A 25,532-nucleotide genomic window follows, 5' to 3' on the forward strand; every position below is an offset into this window, starting at 1 on the left:
CGTCCAAACAGGGCTAGGTTAAGAGCTCTGTCCGTCCCGCCAGTCCGTCGCCGTGCGGACCCAAAGGAGTCATTTCAATGCCGTCCCTCGATAGCCTGAAAACCCTTAAAACCCTGCAAGTCGACGACAAGACCTACCATTATTTCAGTCTGCCCGACGCGGCCAAAAGCCTCGGTGATCTCGACAAGCTGCCCATGTCGTTGAAAGTGCTGCTGGAAAACCTGCTGCGCTGGGAAGACGAAAAAACCGTCACCGGCGCCGACCTCAAGGCGATTGCCGCGTGGCTCAAGGAGCGTCGCTCCGACCGCGAAATCCAGTACCGCCCCGCCCGCGTGCTAATGCAGGACTTTACCGGCGTGCCCGCCGTGGTCGACCTGGCCGCCATGCGCGCCGCCATGGCCAAGGCTGGCGGCGACCCGCAACGCATCAACCCGCTGTCGCCGGTGGACCTGGTGATCGATCACTCGGTGATGGTCGACAAATTCGCCAGTGCCAGCGCCTTCGAGCAGAACGTCGACATCGAGATGCAACGCAATGGTGAGCGATATGCGTTCTTGCGTTGGGGCCAGAGCGCCTTCCACAACTTCAGCGTGGTGCCGCCGGGCACCGGGATCTGCCACCAGGTCAACCTTGAATACCTCGGACGCACGGTCTGGACCAAGGACGAGGATGGCCGCACCTACGCTTTCCCCGACACACTGGTCGGCACCGACTCCCACACCACCATGATCAACGGCCTCGGCGTGCTCGGCTGGGGCGTCGGCGGGATCGAAGCGGAAGCGGCGATGCTCGGCCAACCGGTGTCGATGCTGATTCCCGAAGTCATCGGTTTCAAACTCACCGGCAAACTCAAGGAAGGCATCACCGCCACCGACCTGGTGCTGACCGTCACCCAGATGCTGCGCAAGAAAGGCGTGGTCGGCAAGTTCGTCGAGTTCTACGGCGACGGCCTCGCCGACCTGCCGCTGGCCGACCGCGCGACCATCGCCAACATGGCCCCTGAATACGGCGCCACTTGCGGCTTCTTCCCGGTGGACGATGTGACGCTGGAGTATTTGCGCCTGTCCGGCCGACCACCGGAAACGGTGAAACTGGTCGAGGCCTACTGCAAGGCTCAAGGCCTGTGGCGCCTGCCGGGCAAGGAACCGATCTTCACCGACAGCCTGGCGCTGGACATGACCAGCGTCGAAGCCAGCCTCGCCGGCCCTAAACGTCCGCAGGACCGTGTTTCCCTGCCCAATGTCGCGCAGGCGTTCACGGACTTCATCGACCTGCAATTCAAACCCACCAGCAAGGAAGTAGGACGCCTGGAAAGTGAGGGCGGCGGCGGTGTCGCAGTGGGCAACGCGGACTTGGCCGGTGAAGCCGATTACGAACACGACGGCCAGACCTACCGCCTGAAAAACGGAGCGGTGGTGATTGCCGCGATCACGTCCTGCACCAACACCTCCAACCCGAGCGTGATGATGGCGGCGGGTCTGGTGGCGAAAAAGGCTGTGGAGAAAGGCCTCAAGCGCAAACCGTGGGTCAAGAGTTCACTGGCGCCCGGTTCGAAAGTGGTCACCGACTACTACAAGGCAGCGGGCCTGACTCAATACCTCGATGAACTGGGTTTTGCGCTGGTCGGCTACGGTTGCACCACGTGCATCGGCAACTCCGGCCCATTGGCGGAGCCGATTGAAAAAGCCATTCAGGCCGCCGACCTGACCGTTGCTTCGGTGTTGTCGGGTAACCGCAACTTTGAGGGACGCGTGCATCCACTGGTGAAAACCAACTGGCTGGCCTCCCCGCCGCTGGTCGTTGCCTATGCGCTAGCCGGTACGGTGCGCATCGACATCAGCCGTGAGCCGCTGGGCGATGACAAGGACGGCAATCCGGTGTACTTGCGGGACATCTGGCCGAGCAGCAAGGAAATTGCCGATTCAGTGAGTCAGGTCAACACGGCGATGTTCCACAAGGAATACGCCGAAGTGTTTGCCGGCGACGAGCAATGGCAAGCCATCCAGGTGCCACAAGCGGCGACCTATGTGTGGCAGGACGATTCGACCTACATCCAGCATCCGCCGTTCTTCGACGACATCGGCGGCCCGCCGCCGGAAGTCAAGGACGTCGCCGGGGCGCGGGTACTGGCGCTGCTCGGCGACTCGGTGACCACCGACCACATCTCCCCCGCCGGCAATATCAAGGCCGACAGCCCGGCCGGTGAGTACTTGCGCGACAAAGGCGTGGAGCCGCGGGACTTCAACTCCTACGGTTCACGTCGCGGCAACCATGAAGTGATGATGCGCGGCACCTTCGCCAACATTCGTATCCGCAACGAAATGCTTGGCGGCGAGGAAGGCGGCAACACTTTCTATATTCCTACGATGGAGAAAATGCCGATCTACGACGCGGCCATGCGTTATCAAACGTCAGGCACGCCGCTGGTGGTAATTGCCGGTCAAGAATACGGCACCGGTTCAAGCCGCGACTGGGCGGCCAAGGGCACTAACCTGCTGGGCGTGAAAGCGGTCATCGCGGAAAGTTTCGAGCGAATTCACCGCTCCAACCTGGTCGGCATGGGCGTGTTGCCGTTGCAGTTCAAGCTGGATCAGAACCGCAAGAGCCTGAACCTGACCGGCAAGGAAACCCTGGATATCCTAGGGTTGACCGGTGTGGAGCTGACGCCGCGGATGAACCTGACGCTGGTGATCACCCGTGAAAATGGCAGTAAGGAAAAGATCGACGTGCTGTGCCGCATCGATACGCTCAATGAGGTCGAGTACTTCAAGTCCGGCGGGATTTTGCACTATGTGCTGCGCCAGTTGATTGCCTCATAAAGGCCTGCTGACAAAGACACCGCCTTCGGGCGGTGTTTTTGTTTGTGCCGCAAACGGCCCATAATCCCCCCGCTTTTGCATACCCAACACAAAACCTCTGTAGGAGTGAGCCTGCTCGTGATGAGGGCGGTACATTCAACATCAATGTCGCCTGACACTCCGCTATCGCGAGCAGGCTCACTCCTACAGGGGGCCGGCGTATGCCGCAAAATTTTGCACATTAAGGATGCTCAATGATCGCCCTGCCATGGACCTACCTGGCCCTTCTCTCCCTTGGCTTCAGCCTCGCTTTGACCTACGGCCAACTCAGCTGGCTGGCCTTGATCACCATCGCCTTGCTGTTAGCGGCCGGTGCCGCCGTCCGCCAGCAAAAACTCCCGATCGTCCGTTACTTCGGTCACGGCCTGTTCATCTTCCTGGCCATGTCGCTGGCGATGCACTGGCTCCCCGGGTTCTTCAACGGTCGCGCGATCGCCCCTCAATACCTCACCGCCGATGCCGTGCCGTTTTCCATGTACCTGAATCAGGACAAACCGCTGATCGGCTTCTGGCTACTGCTGGTATGTCCATGGATTGTCGGCCGGCGCTCCTGGCGCCTGGGCGTTTACGCCACCGCCCTGGCCCTGACGCTGTGTGCCGTACTGGCCTTGGGTGGGGCGCTGTTGCTGGGCATGATCAGTTGGGCGCCGAAGTGGCCAGACCAGGCCTGGCTGTGGCTGCTGAACAATCTGTTGCTAGTCACGCTGGTTGAGGAAGCGCTGTTCCGAGGCTACATCCAGGGCGGCCTGAGCCGTAGCTTCAAACACCTGCCCTATGGCGAAAACCTCGCCCTGCTGCTCGCGTCGTTGCTGTTCGGCCTGGTGCATGTGGGTGCTGGCTGGCAATGGGTGCTGTTGGCGAGCCTCGCCGGTGTCGGGTACGGCCTGGCCTATCGTTTCGGCGGTTTGGGTGCCGCCATTGCCACCCATTTCGGCCTGAACCTGCTGCACTTCGCGCTGTTCACCTATCCGATGCTCGCGGGTTGAGGCAATGCTCATTTTGCGACGCAGCGCTGATTATTGAAAAATAATTTCAACTAATTCCTGACACCGCCGACAACCTTTCAAAGCCTTGCGGATTGAATTAGCCATGCGTAACAACCAGCCCATTACCCAACGCGAACGGACCTTCCCGGCACAGCAACGGTTGATTTCCACCACCGATGCCAAGGGCGTGATCACCTACTGCAACGACGCGTTCGTCGAGATCAGCGGGTTTTCTCGTGAGGAACTGGTCCGCGCACCGCACAACCTGGTCCGTCACCCCGACGTCCCGGCCGCCGTGTTCGCGCACATGTGGGGCACTCTGAAACAAGGCTTGCCATGGATGGGCATCGTCAAGAATCGCTGCAAGAACGGTGATCACTATTGGGTTAACGCCTACGTGACACCGGTGTTCGAGGGCAACCAGGTGATCGGTTACGAGTCGGTGCGGATCAAACCCACCACCGAACAGATCCAGCGTGCCGAAGCGCTCTACCAACGCATCAACCAGGGCAAGTCCGCCATTCCATCGACTGATAAATGGCTGCCGGTGCTTCAGGACTGGCTGCCGTTCATTCTGGTCAGCCAATTGAGTTTCATGATCGGTGCGACGCTGAATTCCCATTGGGGCTTTGCCCTGGCGGCCGGCCTGTCGGTGCCGTTGGGCCTGATGGGGCTGAGCTGGCAGCAGCGTGGTCTCAAGCGCCTGCTGGTCCTGGCCGGGCAAACCACGTCCGACCCGTTGATCGCACAGATGTACACCGACAGCCGCGGCGCCCAGGCGCGCCTGGAAATGTCGATCCTTAGCCAGGAAGCCCGTCTGAAAACCTGCCTGACCCGTCTGCAGGACACCGCCGAGCACCTGACCGAACAAGCGAAACAGTCCGATACCCTGGCGCACAACAGCTCCAGCGGCCTGGAACGTCAGCGCGTCGAAACCGAGCAAGTGGCCACCGCCGTCAACCAGATGGCCGCCACCACTCAGGAAGTCGCCAGCCACGTACAGCGCACCGCCGACGCCACCCAGGAGGCCAATCGCCTGACCGGTCGCGGCCGCGACATCGCCGGGGAAACCCGCGATGCCATCCAGCGTCTGTCGGTGGTGGTGGGTGAAACCGGCCTGACCGTGACTCAACTGGCCAAGGACAGCGACGAAATCGGCGGCGTGGTCGATGTGATCAAAGGGATCGCCGACCAGACCAACTTGCTGGCCTTGAACGCCGCCATCGAAGCGGCCCGCGCCGGGGAGATGGGCCGTGGTTTTGCGGTGGTGGCTGACGAAGTTCGTCAACTGGCGCAGCGCACCAGTGAATCCACCGGGCAGATCCACGCCCTGATTGCCAAGCTGCAGCAGACTGCCAGCACCGCCGTGCAAACCATGGAAGCCGGGCATCGCCAGGCCGAAGAAGGGGTGGCGCGGGTACTGGAAGCGGATCAGGCGCTGGTGGGGATCAGCGAAGCGGTGGCCAACATCACCGACATGACCACCCAGATCGCGGCGGCGACCGAAGAGCAAAGTGCAGTAGCTGAAGAGATCAGCCGCAACATCAGCAACATCTCGCAACTGGCTGACCAGACGTCGGAACAGGCGCAGAACTCGGCGTTGTTGAGTGAAGAGCTGACGAAGACGGCTAATACGCAGTATTCGTTGGTGGAGCGGTTTAATCGCTGATCGTTGAAGGGATGAATAAAAACCGGAAAATCAAACATCCGGTTTTTTTTCGTCTGTAGAAACCATGCGGTCCCTTTTGACGTAAGAGCTTTAACTCAACCAATTGTTTTTTATACGCTATTTATGTACTCCCTCCCCCATCATCACAATTCAACAAAACATACAACTGACAACTTTGACAGTAGCAGAAAGACCTATTACCCGCTAAAACCATTTTCGCAACCTGGCAATTACCTGATTAACAAATCAATAAACCGCAGGAGACGAACCATGGCTATTCACGATATTTTACTGCCAGAACAACAATCTATAACTTCCAAAAACTTGTTCGACTGGAATGACAATGCACATAAAACAACATCTGAACAGAATAGTTTTTCTAAACATCAGCATGCCAGCGGAAAAATCAGCTGGCTCTTCTGGGGGTCTGTAGGAAACAGCTCCGAGGGCACTTATTTCGCCTACCAAATGTGGATCGATTACAAGGGAGACGATCTGATTGCGCAAGAGTACACGCTCGGAAACGGACTCAACTTTCAACACTTTCACTCCCTTCCCGACAAGCCAGGTAATTGGATCAGGATTGTCGATGCGGACACAGCAAAACTCCGCATCAAGCTCGACCCCAAAAAAGGGACTGTATCAGGCACTTTTGCTGCCACATTCACCAGCGACGGCTACAACTTAAATCCAGAAGGAAATATACAAATGACCTCCGAATTACGGGACAACATTTAGTTCGGTCAGCAGGGATTCCTCCCCTTACCAGCGCATTGTAGAAATCCCTGATAGATACATCGGGGATTCTCTATTCAAACGTTCATTTTTTATCTGATGAAGATCCGGCTAGGTATTAAAACTAAAAATCTGACAGATAGATTCGGCTACTTTTTGCGCCGCAGTCGCCAAATGCTGCTCATGCGTAAACCCCGAAGCCTTCAACGGCTTCAAATCATGATCCCCTGCCACCAGCCAGAACACTTCGATACTCGGTGACAACGTGTAAGCCTCGACCGCCTCACGATTCCCCAGCGCGTCCCGCTCGCCTTGAACAATCAGCGTCCGCGTTTTCAACCCGGCCAAATGCTCGACCCGAGGTTTTTCCGGTTTACCCACTGCGTAAAACGGATACCCCAGACACACCAATGCATCCGCCCCCAACTCATCAGCCAGCAAACTCGCCATCCGCCCACCCATGGACTTGCCGCCAATAGCCAAACGCCCAGTGACATGGCGTCGCACCACGGCATACACCTCACGCCAGCATTCCAGCAGTTTCGGCGCCGGATTGGGTGGTCGCTTACCCCCATCAACACGCCGTTGCGCCATGTATGGAAACTCGAAGCGCAACACGTTGACGCCCAGCGCAGCAAGGCGTGCGGCCATGTCGTTCATCCATTCGCTGTCCATCGACGCTCCGGCGCCATGGGCAAGGATCAACGTCGTCGATGCCGGCCCTGTAGCCGCATTCCACAACCATCCATGATCCTGCACGCACTGCGCCCATTGATCCCCGTCAATACCGGCCTTGTGCTGTTTGTCCATGCTTGCCTCGCTTTTAGTCTGCCTATAACTCCGGCCGAAGGGAGCGTCATTGCCTTGCGCAGACGACTTCACTTCAGCTGAACCGTGGATGGGGAACCATGAACACTTCTATCAGTACCGCCTACAACTACAAGGTGGTCCGCCAATTCGCCATTATGACGGTGGTGTGGGGCATCGTCGGCATGGGGCTCGGGGTTTTTCTCGCGGCCCAATTGGTCTGGCCCGAACTCAACTTCAATTTGCCGTGGACCAGTTTCGGCCGGTTGCGCCCGTTGCACACCAACGCGGTGATCTTCGCGTTCGGCGGTTGCGCCCTGTTCGCCAGTTCGTTCTATTCGGTGCAACGCACCTGCCAGACACAGCTGTTTGCGCCGAAAATCGCCGCGTTCTGCTTCTGGGGCTGGCAACTGGTGATCCTGTTGGCGGCGATCAGCCTGCCGCTGGGTTACACCAGTTCCAAGGAATACGCCGAGCTGGAATGGCCGATCGACATTCTGATCACCATCGTCTGGGTCGCCTACGCCATCGTGTTCTTCGGCACGCTGGCCAAGCGCAAGACCAAACACATCTACGTCGGCAACTGGTTCTTCGGTGCGTTCATCATCACCGTGGCGATTCTGCATATCGTCAACAACCTTGAGTTGCCGGTGAGTTTCACCAAGTCCTACTCGGTGTATTCCGGTGCGACCGACGCCATGGTCCAGTGGTGGTACGGCCACAACGCGGTGGGCTTTTTCCTCACCGCCGGTTTCCTCGGGATGATGTATTACTTCGTGCCGAAACAGGCCGAGCGCCCGGTGTATTCCTATCGCCTGTCGATCGTGCACTTCTGGGCGCTGATCACCCTGTACATCTGGGCCGGCCCGCACCACTTGCACTACACCGCACTGCCGGACTGGGCACAGTCGCTGGGCATGGTGATGTCGCTGATCCTGCTGGCGCCAAGCTGGGGCGGCATGATCAACGGCATGATGACCCTCTCGGGCGCCTGGCATAAGTTGCGCAGCGACCCGATCCTGCGCTTCCTCGTGGTGTCGCTGGCGTTCTACGGCATGTCGACCTTCGAAGGGCCGATGATGGCGATCAAGACGGTTAACGCCCTCTCCCACTACACCGACTGGACCATCGGCCACGTTCACGCCGGAGCACTCGGCTGGGTGGCGATGATTTCCATCGGCGCGCTGTACCACATGATCCCGAAAATCTTCGGTCGCGAGCAGATGCACAGCATCGGCCTGATCAACGCGCACTTCTGGCTCGCCACCATCGGCACCGTGCTCTACATCGCCTCGATGTGGGTCAACGGCATCGCCCAGGGCCTGATGTGGCGCGCAGTCAACGAAGACGGCACGCTGACCTACTCCTTCGTCGAAACCCTGGTGGCCAGCCACCCAGGCTTCGTCGTGCGACTGGTGGGCGGTGCGATCTTTCTCAGCGGCATGTTCCTGATGGCTTACAACACCTGGCGCACCGTACGGGCCTCGCAGCCTGCCGACGTCGCCGCTGCCGCGCAGATGGCTTGAGGAGTCCGCCATGAAACACGAAACAATCGAGAAAAACGTCGGCCTGTTGCTGTTGTTGATGGTGCTGGCCGTGAGCATCGGCGGCCTGACCCAGATCGTCCCGCTGTTCTTTCAGGACGTGACCAACAAACCGGTGGAAGGCATGAAGCCCTACACCGCCCTGCAACTGGAAGGTCGCGACATTTACATCCGCGAAGGTTGCGTGGGTTGTCACTCGCAGATGATCCGCCCGTTCCGGGCCGAGACCGAACGCTACGGCCACTACTCGGTCGCCGGCGAAAGCGTCTGGGATCACCCGTTCCTCTGGGGCTCGAAACGTACCGGGCCGGACCTGGCGCGGGTCGGCGGTCGCTACTCGGAAGACTGGCACCGCGCGCACTTGTACAACCCGCGCAACGTGGTGCCGGAATCGAAAATGCCTGCCTATCCATGGCTGGTGGCCAATCAGCTCGACAGCAGCCACACCGAAACCAAGATTCGCGCCATGCGCACCTTGGGCGTGCCGTACACCGACGATGACATCGCCGGGGCCACCGCTTCGCTCAAGGGCAAGACCGAAATGGACGCCTTGGTCGCTTACCTGCAAGTGCTCGGCACTGCCATCAAGAGCAAGAGGTGAGCCATGGTCGTTGAAATGAGCAGTGGAATGATTCGAGGCTTAGGCACGATCGTGGTGTTTGTGGCCTTCGTCGGCCTGACGCTGTGGGTGTTCAACAGCAAGCGCAACCCGGAATTCGCCGAAGCGCGCCTGTTGCCGTTCGCCGACGAACCGAAACCCGATGACGCCACCCAAGAACCTGAAACAAGGAGTACCCGGCCATGACCACCTTCTGGAGTACGTGGATCTGCGTACTGACTATCGGCAGCCTGATCGGCCTGACCTGGTTGCTGATCGGCACCCGCAAGGGCGAAACCAAGGGCAGCGTCGACCAGACCATGGGCCACAGCTTCGACGGCATCGAGGAGTACGACAACCCGCTGCCGCAGTGGTGGTTCATGCTGTTCGCCGGCACGCTGGTGTTTGCCGTCGGTTATTTGATTCTTTACCCGGGCCTGGGCAACTGGAAAGGCATTCTGCCGGGCTATGAAAACGGCTGGACTGGCGTGCACGAATGGGAAAAGGAGATGGACAAGGCCGACGCGAAGTTCGGGCCGATCTTCGCCAAATTCGCTGCGATGCCCGTGGAAGAAGTGGCCAAGGACCCGCAAGCGCTGAAGATGGGCGGGCGCCTGTTTGCGTCCAATTGCTCGGTCTGCCACGGCTCGGACGCCAAGGGTGCATTTGGTTTCCCGAACCTGACGGACAGCGATTGGCGCTGGGGTGGTATGGCCGACACGATCAAAACCACGATCATGGGCGGGCGCATGGCCGCGATGCCGGCCTGGGGTGAAATCCTCGGTGAGACCGGCGTGAAGAATGTCGCCGCTTATGTGCGTCACGACCTCGCCGGCCTGCCGTTGCCTGCCGACAGCGGCGCCGACCTGCAAGCCGGACAGCAACTGTTCAGTACCACCTGCGTCGCCTGTCATGGGGCAAAAGGCCAGGGCACAGAAGCCATGGGCGCGCCGAATCTGACGCACCCGGCCGGTTTTATTTACGGTACAAGCCTGGCGCAGCTGCAACAGACCATTCGCCATGGCCGCCAGGGCCATATGCCGGCGCAGAACGAATTGCTCGGCAACGATAAGGTGCAACTGCTCGCGGCTTATGTTTATAGCCTTTCGAAAGGTGATGAGCAGTTGAGCGGCAAGGTTCAAGCTATAAGCGTCAAGTAAAGACAAAAGCAAAGGCTGCAAGCGACGAGATCTTCTTGAAGCTTGCAGCTTGAAGCTTGCAACTGCTTCTTTGCGACCCATTGTCGCACCCTCCCCACGCTCTTTCTTTCGGTTCACCAGATTCGGGTCTAAGCTTGCTCGGTGCGGACTGGCATGAGCCGGTTCCAGGTCGTTTTTAGCCGATGTGTTCGACGATTCTGCTCAATGGCAAGCCGCAAAGGCTGGTAGATACCGGCTGTCGCGCCAATTGCCGTCGGTCACCCGATCGTTGCGTTTGAACACACCCCGTTACATCTGACCGGACCCCCTTCTCATTTTCGTCCGCTGCGACATTTTGCCCTTGGGTGATTTTGTCCTTACGCGGCGCATGGAAAGGCCGCAGAATCAGCTTTTGAAAGCATTGACCCAGGTCATGGCGCGTTGCAATGACCCCCTGCTTTCTCCATACTTGCGGCCGATTTTTACTCCTAATAAAACACCCAAACCGTGGAACCTTAGAATGAGCACAGCAATCAGTCCGACTGCTTATAACTATAAGGTAGTCCGCCAGTTCGCCATCATGACGGTGGTCTGGGGGATCCTTGGCATGGGGCTCGGTGTCTTCATCGCCTCACAGCTTGTATGGCCGGAATTGAACTTCGGTCTGCCGTGGACGACTTTTGGACGCTTACGCCCGTTGCACACCAACCTGGTGATTTTCGCCTTCGGTGGTTGTGCACTGTTTGCCACTTCTTATTACGTCGTGCAGCGAACCTGCCAAACGCGACTGATTTCCGACAGCCTCGCGGCCTTCCACTTCTGGGGATGGCAAGCGGTGATCGTCGGAGCCGGCATTACATTGCCGCTGGGCTACACCACGACCAAGGAATACGCGGAACTGGAATGGCCGCTGGCAATTTTGCTGGCTATTGTCTGGATCGTTTACGCACTGGTGTTCTTTGGCACCATCGTCAAGCGCAAGACCAAGCACATCTATGTCGGTAACTGGTTCTACGGCGCGTTCATTGTCGTGACCGCGATGCTGCACATCGTCAACCACATGTCGCTGCCGGTCAGCCTGTTCAAGTCTTACTCCGCTTACTCGGGTGCGACTGACGCGATGATCCAGTGGTGGTACGGCCACAACGCCGTAGGTTTCTTCCTGACCACCGGCTTCCTGGGGATGATGTACTACTTCGTTCCGAAGCAGGCCGAGCGTCCGATCTACTCCTATCGCCTGTCGATCGTGCACTTCTGGGCGTTGATCACCCTGTACATCTGGGCCGGTCCGCACCACCTGCACTACACCGCGCTGCCGGACTGGGCTCAGTCCCTGGGCATGGCGATGTCGATCATCCTGCTGGCTCCGAGCTGGGGCGGCATGATCAACGGCATGATGACCCTCTCGGGCGCCTGGCATAAGCTGCGCACCGACCCGATCCTGCGCTTCCTGGTCGTGTCGCTGGCGTTCTACGGCATGTCGACCTTCGAAGGCCCGATGATGGCCATCAAGACCGTCAACTCGCTGTCTCACTACACCGACTGGACCATCGGCCACGTACACGCCGGTGCCTTGGGCTGGGTAGCGATGATCTCGATCGGCGCGATCTACCACATGATCCCGAAACTGTTCGGTCGTGCGCAGATGCACAGCGTCGGCCTGATCAACACGCACTTCTGGCTCGCGACCATCGGTACCGTTCTGTACATCGCTTCGATGTGGGTCAACGGCATTACCCAGGGTCTGATGTGGCGCGCAATCAACGACGACGGCACCCTCACCTACTCGTTCGTCGAAGCGCTGCAAGCCAGCCATCCTGGTTTCATCGTTCGCGCCCTGGGCGGTGCGTTCTTCGCCAGCGGCATGCTGTTCATGGCCTACAACGTATGGCGTACCGTACGTGCCTCGAACCCGGCTGAAGCCAAAGCTGCTGAACAGATTGCTGTAGTTGGAGCTCACTGATGAAGCATGAAGCAGTCGAGAAGAACATTGGCCTGCTGGCCTTCTTCATGGTTATCGCCGTCAGCATCGGCGGCCTGACCCAGATCGTTCCGCTGTTTTTCCAGGACGTTACCAACAAGCCGGTCGAAGGCATGAAGCCTCGCCCTGCGCTTGAACTGGAAGGCCGCGACATTTACATCGCCAACGGCTGTGTCGGCTGCCACTCGCAGATGATCCGTCCGTTCCGCGCCGAAACCGAACGTTACGGCCACTACTCGGTTGCCGGTGAAAGCGTCTGGGACCACCCGTTCCTGTGGGGTTCCAAGCGTACCGGTCCGGACCTGGCCCGTGTCGGCGGTCGTTACTCCGATGACTGGCAGCGTGCGCACTTGTACAACCCGCGCAACGTAGTGCCTGAGTCGAAAATGCCGGCCTACCCGTTCCTCGTGGAAAACAAGCTCGACGGCAAAGACACCGCCAAGAAAATGGAAGTCTTGCGCACGCTCGGCGTCCCTTACACCGACGAAGACATCGCCGGCGCCAAGGATGCTGTGAAGGGCAAAACCGAAATGGACGCGCTGGTGGCCTATCTGCAAGGCCTGGGCACCATCATCAAAAGCAAACGGTGATTTAGATGGATATCGGGATGATTCGTGGCCTGGGCACCGTTGTTGTGATGGTGGCCTTCATCGGTCTGGCGTTGTGGGTGTTCAGCCCCAAGCGCAAGTCGGAGTTTGAAGACGCGACCTTGCTGCCTTTCGCGGATGATCCCGAAGCCATCAAGCACGTCGAGCAAGCTTCTAGGAGTAACAAAGAATGACTACGTTCTGGAGTCTGTACGTCACAGTCCTCAGTCTCGGCACCATCTTCGCCCTGACCTGGCTGCTGCTGTCCACCCGCAAGGGCCAGCGCGCCGAGCAGACGGAAGAAACGGTTGGCCACTCCTTCGACGGGATCGAGGAGTACGACAACCCACTGCCAAAATGGTGGTTCATGCTGTTCGTGGGCACCATCATTTTTGCCTTGGGTTACCTGGTGCTGTACCCGGGCCTGGGCAACTGGAAAGGCCTGCTGCCGGGTTACAACTACCTCGATAACGAGAAGCAGACTGCGTTCGCCAACGGCCAGACCGGCTGGACCGGCGTTCACGAGTGGGAAAAGGAAATGGCCAAGTCGGACGCCAAGTTCGGTCCGATCTTCGCCAAGTTCGCCTCCATGCCAATCGAAGAAGTCGCCAAAGACCCGCAAGCCCTGAAGATGGGTGGCCGCCTGTTCGCCTCCAACTGCTCGGTCTGCCACGGTTCCGACGCCAAAGGCGCTTACGGCTTCCCTAACCTGACCGACGCCGACTGGCGCTGGGGCGGCGAGCCTGCCACCATCAAGACCACCATCATGGGCGGCCGTCACGCCGTCATGCCGGCGTGGGCTGACGTAATCGGCGAGCAAGGCGTTTCCGATGTCGCTGCCTTTGTCCTGACCAACCTCGATGGCCGCAAACTGCCGGAAGGCACCAAGGCTGACCCGGTTGCCGGCCAGAAGTTGTTCGCCGCCAACTGCGTGGCTTGCCACGGTCCGGAAGGTAAAGGTACGCCAGCAATGGGCGCCCCTAACCTGACCCACCCGGCCGCGTTCATCTACGGTTCGAGCTTCGCTCAACTGCAGCAGACCATCCGTTACGGCCGTCAGGGCCAGATGCCTGCGCAAGAGCAGCTGCAAGGCAACGACAAGGTTCACTTGCTGGCCGCTTACGTCTACAGCCTGTCTCACGGCGAGAAGGCTCCGGCGGCAGACGCTCAGTAAGACACACGCTTGAAGCAACAAAAAAAGGCCCCGCCAATGTGAATTGGCGGGGCCTTTTTCGTTATGGGCCGGTAGCGAAAGTTTACCTGACCGCAACCGTGGCCACGAAGGTGCGACTCGGCCAGTGATTCCCTTTGACAAGGTCAACGGTCATCGATTTCCGGTCTTGCGAAAAGCTGGCAATCAAGTACGTCTGCTGTGACGCCGCGCCGCTCAGGAATAAGGGCACATCGCCAAAGTAGTATCCACCCTGAAATCCTCCGGCGTCCTCGTGTAGATGACCAGCGAAGACTGCAGTGACCTTATTGTCCGCGATTATCTTGCGGAACCTGGTGACCTGCTCCGAATCGCCTTTCCAGTAACCTGGTTTATGCATATTTAGAAGGATGATCTGACCTTTGGCACGGGCCGTCTTCAAATCCTGCTCCAACCAATCCAGTGAGTCCGTGATCTCGAAGGTCGTCGGGTTCAAGGGATGGGAAATTCGATCCGAGTACGTCGGCTCGTTGTTCAACTGAACAAAATGCACATCCCCAACATCTCTGGACCAGGCGAGACTTCCGGAATACAGCTTATTAAAGAAAGGACCACTGATTTTTAAATCGAAACTCCCCACTTTATCGCGATGATGTTCCTCGAAGTCGGTAATGCTGCCCGCAGCACAACTCGCGGAAAAACAATCGAGATTTTCATAATCATGATTACCCAGCCCGTAGACAAAATCGCTACCGAAATACTTCTTCTGCACCGAGCGAATATAGGAGCGCTGCCAGCCGTGACCATACGCCGTAATATCACCGTTGATCATGACAGGAACTTCCATCCACGGACGACTCTTCCTGAAATGAGCAATATCGGAATACTGGCTTTCGATCAACGTTCGGGATCGGGCCTGCTGTTCAGAATCCGATTCTTCTACGCCAGCATCTGTTTTATCTGTCCAGGGGTATTGCGGATCAGAAGTAAACACCGCAAATTCCGGATTTATAATGCTCGGCACATACGCCGCATAACTGGCTATTGAAGCCATCATGAGGCCGACAATAAAGCCACTCTTTGTTAACAACTTCATAGAATTCCATTTCCATCAAAACCAAATAAGAACGGCGACTCTTCGCCGAAAACAAACTTATGCCAAAACCCTCAAAAACAAAACACGCAACGCCCCCTCTAATTAATTAATAGTATTTCACTCACTGAAATTTCCAACACTATTAAAGGCCGGTATTTATCGTCAAACAGCGAACCGGGTGCCAGACAATCAAAGGCAAAAGGCTTGCCCCTTCACCGACCCCAAGCATGAAATCTGCAACTGAACGAGCCCTGCCCCCCAAAATTCGTCCATACTTCACAAGTCAATTGATCTGCATCACGTTTTGTTACATCTGCTACACCATTCAGGTTTTTTTCCCAACGCGACCAAAGGTCGCACCCTTGTGCTAGAGCTTCAGGCGTATCATTGCGCCACTGCACCACCCCTTTTGACCGCGGTCGGCATGTACTGACCGAGGCATTTTTCCACTGCCGTGGGATGCAATGATGAGCAACCAGATTCCGGTACACGACGTCACTCCACCCAACAAGAACGCAAACAACAGCGTCGACCTCTACGCCTCTCGAGAAAAGATCTACACCCGCGCCTTCACGGGTTTGTTCCGCAACCTGCGGATGATGGGCGGTGCCTTTTTGTTTCTGTTGTATTTCGGCACGGTGTGGCTGAACTGGGGCGGCCACCAAGCCGTCTGGTGGAACCTGCCGGAGCGTAAATTCTTTATTTTTGGCGCAACCTTCTGGCCTCAGGACTTCATCCTGCTGTCGGGGATTTTGATCATCAGTGCCTTCGGCCTGTTCTTCATTACGGTCTACGCCGGTCGCGTGTGGTGCGGTTACACCTGCCCGCAGAGCGTCTGGACATGGATTTTCATGTGGTGCGAAAAGGTCACCGAAGGCGACCGCAACCAGCGCATCAAGCTCGACAAAGCGCCGATGAGCGCCAACAAATTCCTGCGCAAGCTCAGCAAACATTCGATGTGGCTGCTGATCGGGTTTGTCACCGGCCTGACCTTCGTCGGTTACTTCTCGCCGATCCGTGAGCTGGTATTCGACTTCTTCACCGGCGAAGCGGATGGCTGGTCGTATTTCTGGGTCGGTTTCTTCACCCTCGCCACCTACGGCAACGCCGGCTGGTTGCGCGAGCAGGTGTGCATTTACATGTGCCCGTACGCGCGTTTCCAAAGCGTGATGTTCGACAAAGACACGCTGATCGTTTCCTACGATCCACGCCGCGGTGAATCCCGTGGCCCGCGCAAGAAAGGCATCGACTACAAGGCTCAAGGCCTGGGCGATTGCATCGACTGCACCATGTGCGTACAGGTTTGCCCGACTGGCATCGACATCCGCGATGGCCTGCAAATCGAGTGCATCGGCTGTGCCGCCTGTATCGACGCCTGCGACGCCATCATGGACAAGATGGATTACCCGCGCGGCCTGATCAGCTACACCACCGAGCACAACCTGTCCGGGCAAAAAACCCATAAACTGCGCCCGCGCCTGATCGGCTATGCCGTGGTGCTGCTGGCGATGATCTCGTTGTTGATCACCGCGTTCTTCATGCGCTCGCTGGTCGGTTTCGACGTCAGCAAAGACCGCGTGCTGTACCGCGAGAACGCCGAGGGCCGGATCGAAAACGTCTACAGCCTGAAGATCATGAACAAGGATCAGCGCGACCACACCTACGTGCTGGAAGCCACCGGCCTGCCGGACCTCAAGCTGCAAGGCAAGCGCGAGATCAAAGTCGCCGCCGGGGAAATTTTCAGCCAGCCAGTGGAGCTGTCCAGTGCACCGGAACAACTGCCATCGAGCACCAACGAGGTGAAATTCATCCTCAAGGATGCCGATGACGACAGCGTTCATGTTGAAGCCAAGAGCCGATTCATCGGCCCCCAAATTCGTTGAGAGAAGTGATCATGCCCGCAGCAACTGCCGCAAGTCCCTGGTACAAGCACCTTTGGCCGTGGATCATCATCGGGATTCTGGCCTGCTCGGTGACCCTGACCTTGTCCATGGTGACCATCGCGGTGAACAACCCGGACAACCTGGTGAACGACAACTACTACGAAGCCGGCAAAGGCATCAACCGCTCCCTCGACCGTGAACTGTTGGCCCAGACCCTGCTGTTACGGGCCAGCGTGCATCTGGATGGCGTGACCGGCGAAGTCGACCTGCACCTGAGCGGCAACAGCCAACCGAAAACCCTTGAACTGAACCTGATCTCGCCGACGCAACCGGAGAAGGATCGCAAGATCACCCTCGCCCACAGCGACACGGAACAGGGCCGCTACATCGGTCAACTGAGCGACAAGGTCGAAGGCCGTCGCTTTGTAGAACTGCTGGGGGTCGAAGGCGACAAGACCTGGCGCCTGTTCGAAGAAGAACAGGTCAGCCATGACAAGGACCTGCTGCTGGGCGATGAGCCGCTGCAAGGCGCGGAAGACCTGAAAAAGTAAGCCCGACTCTGATCGTTCCCACGCTCTGCGTGGGAACGATCATCGGACAACCCCCTGTGAAAACCGAATGACCACTCCAACCCCCTGCTACCACTGCGCCCTGCCCGTCCCGGCTGGCAGCCGCTTCACCGCGGCGGTCCTGGGTGAAACCCGCGAGTTCTGCTGCCCGGGTTGCCAGGCCGTGGCCGAGGCGATTGTGGCGGGCGGATTGGAAAGCTATTACCAGCATCGCAGCGAGTCATCGGCCAACCCCGAAGCCTTGCCGGTGCAGTTGGTGGACGAACTGGCGCTGTACGACCGCGCCGACGTGCAAGCGCCGTTCGTGCGCCACGACGGCGACCTCGCCGAAACCACCCTGTTGATGGAAGGCATCAGCTGCGCCGCGTGCGGCTGGCTGATCGAGAAACACCTGCGCGGCTTGCCGGCGGTGGCCGAAGCGCGCCTCAACCTGTCCAACCATCGCCTGCACGTACGCTGGGCCGATGCGCAATTACCGTTGAGCAAGGTGCTCAGTGAGTTGCGCCATATCGGTTACGCCGCCCACCCCTATCAAGCCGACCGCGCCAGTGAACAACTGGCCAGTGAGAACCGTCTGGCCTTGCGCCAACTCGGCGTGGCCGGCCTGCTGTGGTTCCAGGCGATGATGGCGACGATGGCCACCTGGCCGGAATTCAACATCGACCTCAGCCCCGAACTGCACACCATTCTGCGTTGGGTCGCGCTGTTCCTGACCACGCCAATCGTGTTCTACAGCTGTGCGCCGTTCTTCAAAGGCGCGATGCGCGACCTGCGCACCCGCCACCTGACCATGGACGTGTCGGTGTCGCTGGCGATTGGCAGCGCCTACCTCGCCGGGATCTGGACTTCGATCAGCGGCGTTGGTGAGCTGTATTTCGATGCAGTCGGCATGTTTGCGCTGTTCCTGCTGGCCGGTCGTTATCTGGAACGCCGCGCCCGAGAACGTACCGCTGCGGCCACTGCCCAATTGGTCAACCTGCTGCCCGCTTCATGCCTGCGCCTGAGCGCGGATGGCCAGAGCGAGCGAATCCTGCTCAGCGAATTGCGCGTCGACGATCAGGTGCTGGTCCATCCGGGGGCCATTCTGCCGGCAGACGGCAAGATCCTCGACGGTCAGTCGAGCATCGATGAATCGTTGCTGACCGGTGAATACTTGCCGCAACCGCGAATGCCAGGCGATGCAGTCACCGCCGGCACGTTGAACGTTGAAGGCGCGCTGACCGTGCAAGTATTGGCCCTGGGCCAGGACACACGACTGTCCGCCATTGTCCGCCTGTTGGATCGCGCGCAAGCCGAAAAGCCGCGCCTGGCGGAAATCGCCGACCGCGCCGCGCAGTGGTTTTTGCTGCTATCGCTGATCGCCGCTGCCGCCATTGGCCTGTTGTGGTGGGAACTCGATTCATCCCGGGCCTTCTGGATTGTGCTGGCCATGCTCGTCGCCACTTGTCCGTGTGCCTTGTCCCTCGCGACGCCCACCGCGCTGACCGCCGCCACCGGTACGCTGCACAAACTCGGCCTGCTGTTGACGCGCGGCCATGTGTTGGAAGGTCTGAACCAGATCGACACGGTGATCTTCGACAAGACCGGGACCCTGACTGAAGGGCGCCTCGCCTTACGTTCAATCCGCCCGCTGGCCGCACTCGACAGTGACCAATGCCTGAGCCTGGCGGCCGCGCTGGAAAACCGCTCCGAACACCCGATCGCCCGCGCCTTCGGCCGCGCGCCACTGGCCGCCGAAGAAGTCCACAGCACACCGGGGCTGGGGCTTGAAGGCCTGGTCGGCGTACAACGCCTGCGCATTGGCCAGCCAGGTTTTGTCTGCGAACTCAGTGGCGCTGCCGCACCTTCGATGCCCGATGAAGCGGGCCAATGGCTGCTGCTCGGCGACAGTCAGGGCCCTCTGGCGTGGTTTGTCCTCGACGACCGGTTGCGCGCAGATGCCCCTGCGTTGCTGCAAGCCTGCAAGGCGCGGGGATGGCGCACATTGCTGCTGTCCGGAGACAGCTCGCCGATGGTCGCCAGCGTTGCCGCCGAGTTGGGAATCGACGAGGCGCGTGGCGGTTTGCGTCCCGACGACAAATTGCAAGTCCTGCAACAACTGCACAAGGAAGGCCGCAAGGTGTTGATGCTCGGAGACGGGGTCAACGACGTGCCGGTACTGGCCGCGGCCGACATCAGCGTGGCGATGGGCTCGGCCACGGATCTGGCGAAAACCAGTGCCGATGCCGTGTTACTGTCCAACCGTCTCGACGCACTGGTGCAAGCCTTCAGTCTGGCCCGGCGAACCCGTCGGGTAATCATCGAGAACCTGCTGTGGGCCGGGCTGTACAATGGCCTCATGTTGCCGTTCGCTGCCCTCGGCTGGATCACTCCGGTGTGGGCTGCCGTCGGCATGTCGATCAGTTCGTTGACCGTGGTGCTCAATGCCCTGCGCCTGACTCGCTTGCCGAGCTCGCCAGCCACCCGCGCCACGCCAGAAACCCGCCCGCTGCCGGCCTGAGCCGCGCGGGCATGGAGTCCACCCATGCCAGCTCTTTACGTGATGATTCCGGCCGCGCTGCTGATCGTGGCCATCGCCGTCTACATCTTCTTCTGGGCGGTGGACAGCGGTCAGTACGATGACCTCGACGGCCCGGCCCACAGCATTCTGTTCGACGACCAGGACCCGGCCCACAAAGCTGCGGTCGATGAAGCCAGCGGCCATCCGGCCAAACCCGACGACAAGGCGCCGCCTCATGCTTGAATTGGCGCCACTGCTGGTGTCTGCGGTGATTCTCGGCTTGCTCGGGGGCGGCCATTGCCTGGGTATGTGCGGCGGCTTGATGGGCGCGTTGACCCTGGCGATTCCCAAGGAACAACGCAACCGACGCTTTCGCTTGCTGCTGGCCTACAACCTGGGCCGCATCCTCAGCTACGCCACCGCCGGCCTCTTGATCGGCCTGGCCGGCTGGGCCGTGGCCAACAGCCCGGCAGCGATGTTTATGCGGGTCATCGCCGGTCTGCTGCTGATCGCCATGGGGCTGTACCTCGCCGGTTGGTGGAGCGGCCTGACTCGCATCGAAAGCCTGGGTCGCGGCCTGTGGCGGCATATCCAGCCGATTGCCAACAAACTGCTGCCCGTGTCGAGCCTGCCCCGCGCCTTGCTGCTGGGCGCGCTCTGGGGCTGGCTACCGTGCGGGTTGGTTTACAGCACTTTGCTGTGGTCGGCGAGTCAGGGGAATGCGCTGGACAGCGCTTTGTTGATGCTCGCGTTCGGCCTGGGCACCTGGCCGGTGTTGCTGGCCACAGGCCTGGCGGCTGAGCGGGTGACGGCGCTGTTGCGTAAACGCAGCGTGCGCATGGCCGGTGGTCTGCTGGTGATGCTGTTCGGCCTCTGGACCTTGCCGGGGCCGCATCAGCATTGGTTGATGGGTCACTAGTCCGCCCTGTAGCAGCTGCCGCAGGCTGCGTTCGAGGACGAAGTCCTCGCCTATACAAAGCATGCAAATCCCCTGAGAGCCCGAGGTGAAAGATTTACGACTGCTTAGCAGCCGGACGCAGCCTTCGGCAGCTGCTACACGTCCGTGCTCACCGTTGATGCAAATCAAGATGCCCCAACGCCTCCCCCCTAGACTCGCCCACACTGCAAGCCTATCCGGGGGAATGCCCGCATGATGCTCGACGCCATTCGTTGGGACACCGATCTGATCCGCCGTTATGACCTGGCGGGACCGCGCTACACCTCTTACCCGACGGCTGTGCAATTCCACAGTCAAGTCGGCTCGTTCGACCTGCTTCACGCACTGCGCGACAGCCGTAAGGCCCTGCGCCCGTTGTCGCTGTACGTGCATGTGCCGTTCTGCGCGAACATTTGCTACTACTGCGCCTGCAACAAAGTCATCACCAAGGATCGCGGCCGCGCCCTGCCCTACTTGCAGCGTCTTGAGCAGGAAATCCAGCTGATCGCCTGTCACCTCGACCCGGCGCAGAAGGTCGAACAACTGCACTTCGGCGGCGGCACCCCGACGTTCCTCAGCCACGATGAACTACGCCAGTTAATGGCTCAACTGCGCAAGAGCTTCAACTTGCTGGACGATGATTCCGGCGACTACGGCATCGAAATCGATCCTCGCGAAGCCGACTGGTCAACCATGGGCCTGTTGCGCGAGCTGGGGTTCAATCGTGTCAGCATTGGCCTGCAAGACCTCGACCCGGCCGTGCAACGGGCGGTCAACCGCCTCCAAAGCCTGGAAGAAACCCGCGCGGTGATCGATGCGGCCCGAACCCTGCAATTTCGCTCGATCAACATCGACCTGATTTACGGCTTGCCCCGGCAGACGCCCGAAAACTTCGCCCGCACGGTGGATGAAGTGATCAACCTGCAACCGGATCGGCTCTCGGTGTTCAACTACGCGCACCTGCCCGAACGCTTCATGCCGCAGCGACGCATCAACAGCGACGAGCTGCCGACACCGGCGCAGAAGCTGGAAATGCTCCAGCGCACCATCGAGCAACTGACCACGGCCGGTTACCGCTACATCGGCATGGACCACTTCGCCCTGCCCGACGACGAACTGGCGATCGCCCAGGAGGAATCAACCCTGCAGCGCAATTTTCAGGGCTACACCACCCACGGCCATTGCGATTTGATCGGTTTGGGGGTGTCAGCCATCAGCCAGATCGGTGATCTGTACTGCCAGAACACCAGCGATCTGGCTCAATACCAGAACACCCTGGCCACGGGTCAACTGGCCACCAGCCGTGGCCTGGTGTGCAACGCCGATGATCGGCTGCGGCGGGCGGTGATACAGCAGCTGATCTGCAGGTTCAGCCTGGAATTCGTCGAGATCGAGCAAGCGTTCAACATCGACTTTCGCGGTTACTTCGGCCAATTGTGGCCGCAGTTGCTGACCATGGCCGATGACGGCTTGATCAGCCTCGACAACGAACGAATCACTGTACTGCCGGCCGGTCGTTTGCTGGTGCGCTCTGTGTGCATGGTGTTCGATGCTTATCTTCAGCAACTCAACCACCAACGATTTTCCCGGGTGATCTAATTCTTCATCGCCATGGAGGCGGATTTCAGAGTTTACAGGACCGCCAAACATCACGCGGTATCGTGGCGTGACAATATCTGCACAAACTGGCCGGAATGCCATCCCGTGGGTTACCCTTACGTCTTATGTGTGATTTTCCCACAAGGATTGAAGAAATGTCCGAGCCAGTCAAACTGCGTGCTCATAACCAGGCCCATTGCAAGGATTGCAGCCTCGCCCCCCTGTGTTTACCGCTGTCTCTGAACCTGGAGGACATGGACGCGCTGGACGACATCGTCAAGCGTGGCCGTCCGCTGAAAAAAGGTGAGTTCCTGTTTCGCCAGGGCGACACCTTCGATTGCGTCTATGCGGTGCGCTCCGGCGCCCTCAAGACCTTCAGCCTGAGCGACGCCGGTGAAGAACAGCTCACCGGTTTCCACTTGCCGAGTGAACTGGTCGGCCTGTCGGGCATGGACACTGAAAAGCACCCCGTGTCCGCGCAAGCGCTGGAAACCACCTCAGTGTGCGAAATCCCTTTCGATCGCCTCGACGAACTGTCCGTGCAACTGCCGCAACTGCGTCGCCAGTTAATGCGCGTCATGAGTCGCGAGATTCGCGACGATCAACAAATGATGCTGCTGCTGTCGAAAAAAACCGCCGACGAGCGCATTGCCACGTTCCTGGTCAACCTGTCGGCACGTTTCCGCGCCCGCGGTTTCTCGGCCAACCAGTTCCGCCTGAGCATGTCGCGCAACGAAATCGGCAATTACCTGGGGCTGGCGGTCGAAACCGTGTCCCGGGTGTTCACCCGTTTTCAGCAGAGCGAATTGATCGCCGCTGAAGGCAAGGAAATTCGTATCCTCGACCCGATCCAACTCTGCGCGCTGGCCGGCGGCTCTCTCGAAGGCTGATTGTCACCCTTGCGGCTGAGCGAAACGGTTCAGCCGCCGTTATACTGCGACGTTTGCAGCCTGCCAGGACACCTCGACGATGGTCTTCGACTCCTTCGACATCAAATCCCTGATCCGCCCCGTGATCGACTTCCCCAAGCCGGGCGTGATCTTTCGTGACATCACGCCGTTGTTTCAGTCACCCACGGCCCTGCGCCTGGTGATGGACAGCTTTGCCCATCGCTACGTCGAAGCCGATTTCACCCACATCGGGGCGATGGACGCGCGTGGCTTCCTGATCGGTTCGGTGCTGGCGTATCAGTTGAACAAACCGCTGGTGCTGTTCCGCAAGCAAGGCAAACTGCCGGCCGACGTGTTGGCCGAGGGTTACGCGACCGAGTACGGCGAAGCGTTCCTCGAGGTCCACGCCGACAGCCTGTGCGAGGGCGATTCGGTGGTGATGTTCGATGACTTGATTGCCACGGGCGGCACGCTGATTGCGGCGGCGAACCTGATTCGACGCATGGGCGCGCGGGTTCATGAAGCGGCGGCGATTATTGATCTGCCGGAGCTGGGTGGGTCGCAGCGATTGGAAGATATGGGGATTCCTACTTTCTGCCTGACGCAGTTTGCGTTGACTGACAAGTAAGCGGCGTTGGTACTGACGCCATCGCGGGCAAGCCCGGCTCCCACAGTGACCTATGTCATATGAGAGCCGGGCTTGCCCGCGATGACGTCAGCCGCTACACCACCAATTAAAGCCCCATCTGTTTACTGATAATCTCGTTCATCACTTCCCGCGTCCCGCCGCCAATCGACAGAATCCGGTTATCCCGGTACAGCCGCTCCACAAGACTGTCACGCATGTAACCCAAGCCTCCCAGAATCTGCACCGCATCATTGACGATCCGGTCCGCCGTGTCGGTGGCAAAGTTCTTGGCCATCGAAATTTCCTTGATCACACTCTGCCCCGCCGCCATCTTCGCCGCCTGGCGATAGGTAAATTCCCGAGACACTTCCAGCGCGGTCGCCATCTCGGCGAGGCGATGCTTGAGTACCTGGAACTTGCCGATGGGTTTACCGAAAGCTTCGCGCTGACGCGCCCACTTCAGGCTCTCCTCCAGCGCCAGCTGCGCAGTCATGTTGGCCATCAATGCCAACGCCAGCCGCTCACTCTGAAAGTTACCCATGATGCAGGCGAAACCCATGTTTTGCGCGCCAATCAGATTGCCCACCGGCACCCGACAGTCATCGAAGAACAACTCCGCGGTGTCCGATGCCCACCAGCCCATTTTCTTCAACTGACGGCCGACGGTGAAACCGGGTGTGCCCTTCTCGATCAACAACAGGCTGATGCCGCCAAAACCGGGCTCGCCGGTGCGCACTGCGACGGTGTAGTAATCGGCGCGAACGCCGCTGGTGATGAAGGTTTTGCTGCCGCTGACGCGATAGAAGTCGCCGTCACGCACGGCGCGGGTTTGCAGATTGGCGACGTCGGAACCGCCGCTGGGTTCGGTGACCGCCAGGGCGCTGATCTTCTCGCCGGTCAGCACCTGCGGCACCACGCGATCACGCACTTCGGGCCGGGCCCACTTGAGGATCGGTGGCAAGCCGATGTCCAGCGACCCCAAACCGGCCACCAGTCCACCCGAGCCACAGCGCATGAGCTCTTCGCTGGCAGCGACCTTGGCGAACAGATCACCTTCATGGCTGCCGCCCAGCGCTTCGGGATAGCCAATTCCCAGAATCCCGGCAGCACCGGCCTTGAGGTAGAGCTCACGGGGAAAGCTTTCAGCTTCCTCCCACTGATCAATGTCCGGAAGGATCTCCCGCTCGACGAAACGTCTGACGCTGTCACGGACCAATTGGTGGCTGGGATCGAAGTATTCCTGAAAGGCAGGCATCGGCGAACTCCACTGAAGGTTCAGCGACGTTAACCGAGCGCTTGCTTGGTTTTCAACAGGATTGTGTCAATACGGAGAACTGAGGCGCGGCCATCGCGGGCAAGCCTAGCTCCCACAATGC

The 25,532-nt window shown here is 59.3% G+C and carries 23 protein-coding genes; 20 read left to right on the forward strand and 3 right to left on the reverse strand.

Features of this window, described 5'->3' with window-relative positions; all coding sequences use genetic code 11:
* The first annotated feature begins 77 nt into the window (after positions 1 to 77).
* The 4 genes from acnA (at position 78) to AB4N43_RS07280 (ending at position 6,251) form a co-directional block, all read left to right on the forward strand.
* Positions 78 to 2,819 carry an aconitate hydratase AcnA gene (gene acnA / locus AB4N43_RS07265; RefSeq protein ID WP_027921699.1) on the forward strand — a complete coding sequence of 914 codons (2,742 nt, stop codon included), beginning with the start codon at positions 78 to 80 and terminating at the stop codon, positions 2,817 to 2,819.
* 233 nt (positions 2,820 to 3,052) lie between these two features.
* Complete coding sequence (locus AB4N43_RS07270; protein WP_027921700.1) at positions 3,053 to 3,844, forward strand: CPBP family intramembrane glutamic endopeptidase; 792 nt, start codon at positions 3,053 to 3,055, stop codon at positions 3,842 to 3,844.
* A gap of 103 nt (positions 3,845 to 3,947) precedes the next feature.
* The gene (locus AB4N43_RS07275) at positions 3,948 to 5,513 is read left to right on the forward strand and encodes a methyl-accepting chemotaxis protein (protein ID WP_059181309.1); all 1,566 of its coding nucleotides are present in this window, start codon (positions 3,948 to 3,950) and stop codon (positions 5,511 to 5,513) included.
* A 270-nt stretch (positions 5,514 to 5,783) separates the two neighbouring features.
* Complete coding sequence (locus AB4N43_RS07280) at positions 5,784 to 6,251, forward strand: hypothetical protein (RefSeq protein ID WP_059181310.1); 468 nt, start codon at positions 5,784 to 5,786, stop codon at positions 6,249 to 6,251.
* Positions 6,252 to 6,359: 108 nt separating this feature from the next.
* On the opposite strand, the gene AB4N43_RS07285 is transcribed toward AB4N43_RS07280, so the two are convergent.
* Positions 6,360 to 7,058, reverse strand: a complete 699-nt coding sequence (locus tag AB4N43_RS07285; RefSeq protein WP_059181311.1) for an alpha/beta family hydrolase — start codon at positions 7,056 to 7,058, stop codon at positions 6,360 to 6,362.
* A 98-nt stretch (positions 7,059 to 7,156) separates the two neighbouring features.
* Here AB4N43_RS07285 and ccoN (AB4N43_RS07290) point away from each other — a divergent pair, with 98 nt between their 5' ends.
* From ccoN (AB4N43_RS07290) to ccoP (AB4N43_RS07325), 8 genes are all read left to right on the forward strand, one after another.
* The gene (ccoN, locus tag AB4N43_RS07290; RefSeq protein ID WP_027921704.1) at positions 7,157 to 8,581 is read left to right on the forward strand and encodes a cytochrome-c oxidase, cbb3-type subunit I; all 1,425 of its coding nucleotides are present in this window, start codon (positions 7,157 to 7,159) and stop codon (positions 8,579 to 8,581) included.
* A 10-nt stretch (positions 8,582 to 8,591) separates the two neighbouring features.
* Positions 8,592 to 9,200: a cytochrome-c oxidase, cbb3-type subunit II gene (ccoO, locus tag AB4N43_RS07295; RefSeq protein WP_027921705.1), complete on the forward strand. Its 609-nt coding sequence runs from the start codon at positions 8,592 to 8,594 to the stop codon at positions 9,198 to 9,200.
* A 3-nt stretch (positions 9,201 to 9,203) separates the two neighbouring features.
* Complete coding sequence (locus AB4N43_RS07300) at positions 9,204 to 9,404, forward strand: cbb3-type cytochrome oxidase subunit 3 (RefSeq protein ID WP_460153656.1); 201 nt, start codon at positions 9,204 to 9,206, stop codon at positions 9,402 to 9,404.
* Complete coding sequence (gene ccoP / locus AB4N43_RS07305) at positions 9,401 to 10,357, forward strand: cytochrome-c oxidase, cbb3-type subunit III (RefSeq protein WP_027921707.1); 957 nt, start codon at positions 9,401 to 9,403, stop codon at positions 10,355 to 10,357. Before AB4N43_RS07300 ends, ccoP (AB4N43_RS07305) begins: the two co-directional genes overlap by 4 nt.
* Before the next feature lie 499 nt (positions 10,358 to 10,856).
* On the forward strand, positions 10,857 to 12,299 hold the full coding sequence (gene ccoN, locus AB4N43_RS07310) for a cytochrome-c oxidase, cbb3-type subunit I (protein WP_027921708.1): 1,443 nt from the start codon (positions 10,857 to 10,859) through the stop codon (positions 12,297 to 12,299).
* Entirely contained in the window at positions 12,299 to 12,907 is a 609-nt protein-coding gene (gene ccoO, locus AB4N43_RS07315) for a cytochrome-c oxidase, cbb3-type subunit II (RefSeq protein WP_027921709.1), read from the forward strand. Before ccoN (AB4N43_RS07310) ends, ccoO (AB4N43_RS07315) begins: the two co-directional genes overlap by 1 nt.
* Positions 12,908 to 12,912: 5 nt before the next feature.
* Positions 12,913 to 13,098 carry a CcoQ/FixQ family Cbb3-type cytochrome c oxidase assembly chaperone gene (locus AB4N43_RS07320; protein WP_003175465.1) on the forward strand — a complete coding sequence of 62 codons (186 nt, stop codon included), beginning with the start codon at positions 12,913 to 12,915 and terminating at the stop codon, positions 13,096 to 13,098.
* On the forward strand, positions 13,095 to 14,078 hold the full coding sequence (ccoP, locus tag AB4N43_RS07325) for a cytochrome-c oxidase, cbb3-type subunit III (RefSeq protein ID WP_027921710.1): 984 nt from the start codon (positions 13,095 to 13,097) through the stop codon (positions 14,076 to 14,078). The genes AB4N43_RS07320 and ccoP (AB4N43_RS07325) overlap by 4 nt, the downstream gene beginning before the upstream one ends.
* An 82-nt stretch (positions 14,079 to 14,160) precedes the next feature.
* Here ccoP (AB4N43_RS07325) and AB4N43_RS07330 read toward each other — a convergent pair whose 3' ends face one another.
* Positions 14,161 to 15,150 (reverse strand): metallophosphoesterase family protein, encoded by a 990-nt coding sequence (locus AB4N43_RS07330; protein WP_027921711.1) that lies wholly within the window; start codon positions 15,148 to 15,150, stop codon positions 14,161 to 14,163.
* Between the two features lie 467 nt (positions 15,151 to 15,617).
* On the opposite strand from AB4N43_RS07330, the gene ccoG reads away from it, so the two are divergent.
* The 8 genes from ccoG (at position 15,618) to AB4N43_RS07370 (ending at position 24,156) form a co-directional block, all read left to right on the forward strand.
* The gene (gene ccoG / locus AB4N43_RS07335; protein ID WP_027921712.1) at positions 15,618 to 17,033 is read left to right on the forward strand and encodes a cytochrome c oxidase accessory protein CcoG; all 1,416 of its coding nucleotides are present in this window, start codon (positions 15,618 to 15,620) and stop codon (positions 17,031 to 17,033) included.
* Positions 17,034 to 17,044: 11 nt separating this feature from the next.
* Positions 17,045 to 17,584, forward strand: coding sequence for a FixH family protein (locus tag AB4N43_RS07340; protein WP_027921713.1), 540 nt, complete (start codon positions 17,045 to 17,047; stop codon positions 17,582 to 17,584).
* 67 nt (positions 17,585 to 17,651) lie between these two features.
* Positions 17,652 to 20,102 carry a heavy metal translocating P-type ATPase gene (locus AB4N43_RS07345; protein ID WP_027921714.1) on the forward strand — a complete coding sequence of 817 codons (2,451 nt, stop codon included), beginning with the start codon at positions 17,652 to 17,654 and terminating at the stop codon, positions 20,100 to 20,102.
* Positions 20,103 to 20,126: 24 nt separating this feature from the next.
* On the forward strand, positions 20,127 to 20,345 hold the full coding sequence (ccoS, locus tag AB4N43_RS07350; protein ID WP_027921715.1) for a cbb3-type cytochrome oxidase assembly protein CcoS: 219 nt from the start codon (positions 20,127 to 20,129) through the stop codon (positions 20,343 to 20,345).
* Positions 20,338 to 21,021: a sulfite exporter TauE/SafE family protein gene (locus AB4N43_RS07355; protein ID WP_059181313.1), complete on the forward strand. Its 684-nt coding sequence runs from the start codon at positions 20,338 to 20,340 to the stop codon at positions 21,019 to 21,021. The genes ccoS and AB4N43_RS07355 overlap by 8 nt, the downstream gene beginning before the upstream one ends.
* Positions 21,022 to 21,255: 234 nt before the next feature.
* Positions 21,256 to 22,638, forward strand: coding sequence for an oxygen-independent coproporphyrinogen III oxidase (gene hemN / locus AB4N43_RS07360; RefSeq protein WP_027921717.1), 1,383 nt, complete (start codon positions 21,256 to 21,258; stop codon positions 22,636 to 22,638).
* A 155-nt stretch (positions 22,639 to 22,793) separates the two neighbouring features.
* Complete coding sequence (gene fnr / locus AB4N43_RS07365; protein WP_027921718.1) at positions 22,794 to 23,528, forward strand: fumarate/nitrate reduction transcriptional regulator Fnr; 735 nt, start codon at positions 22,794 to 22,796, stop codon at positions 23,526 to 23,528.
* A 79-nt stretch (positions 23,529 to 23,607) separates the two neighbouring features.
* Entirely contained in the window at positions 23,608 to 24,156 is a 549-nt protein-coding gene (locus AB4N43_RS07370) for an adenine phosphoribosyltransferase (protein ID WP_027921719.1), read from the forward strand.
* A 106-nt stretch (positions 24,157 to 24,262) separates the two neighbouring features.
* Here the strand turns inward: AB4N43_RS07370 and AB4N43_RS07375 are convergent, their stop codons facing one another.
* Complete coding sequence (locus AB4N43_RS07375) at positions 24,263 to 25,411, reverse strand: acyl-CoA dehydrogenase family protein (RefSeq protein ID WP_027921720.1); 1,149 nt, start codon at positions 25,409 to 25,411, stop codon at positions 24,263 to 24,265.
* Positions 25,412 to 25,532: the final 121 nt, after the last annotated feature.

It is taken from the genome of Pseudomonas sp. S2_B07 (genome assembly GCF_054668435.1).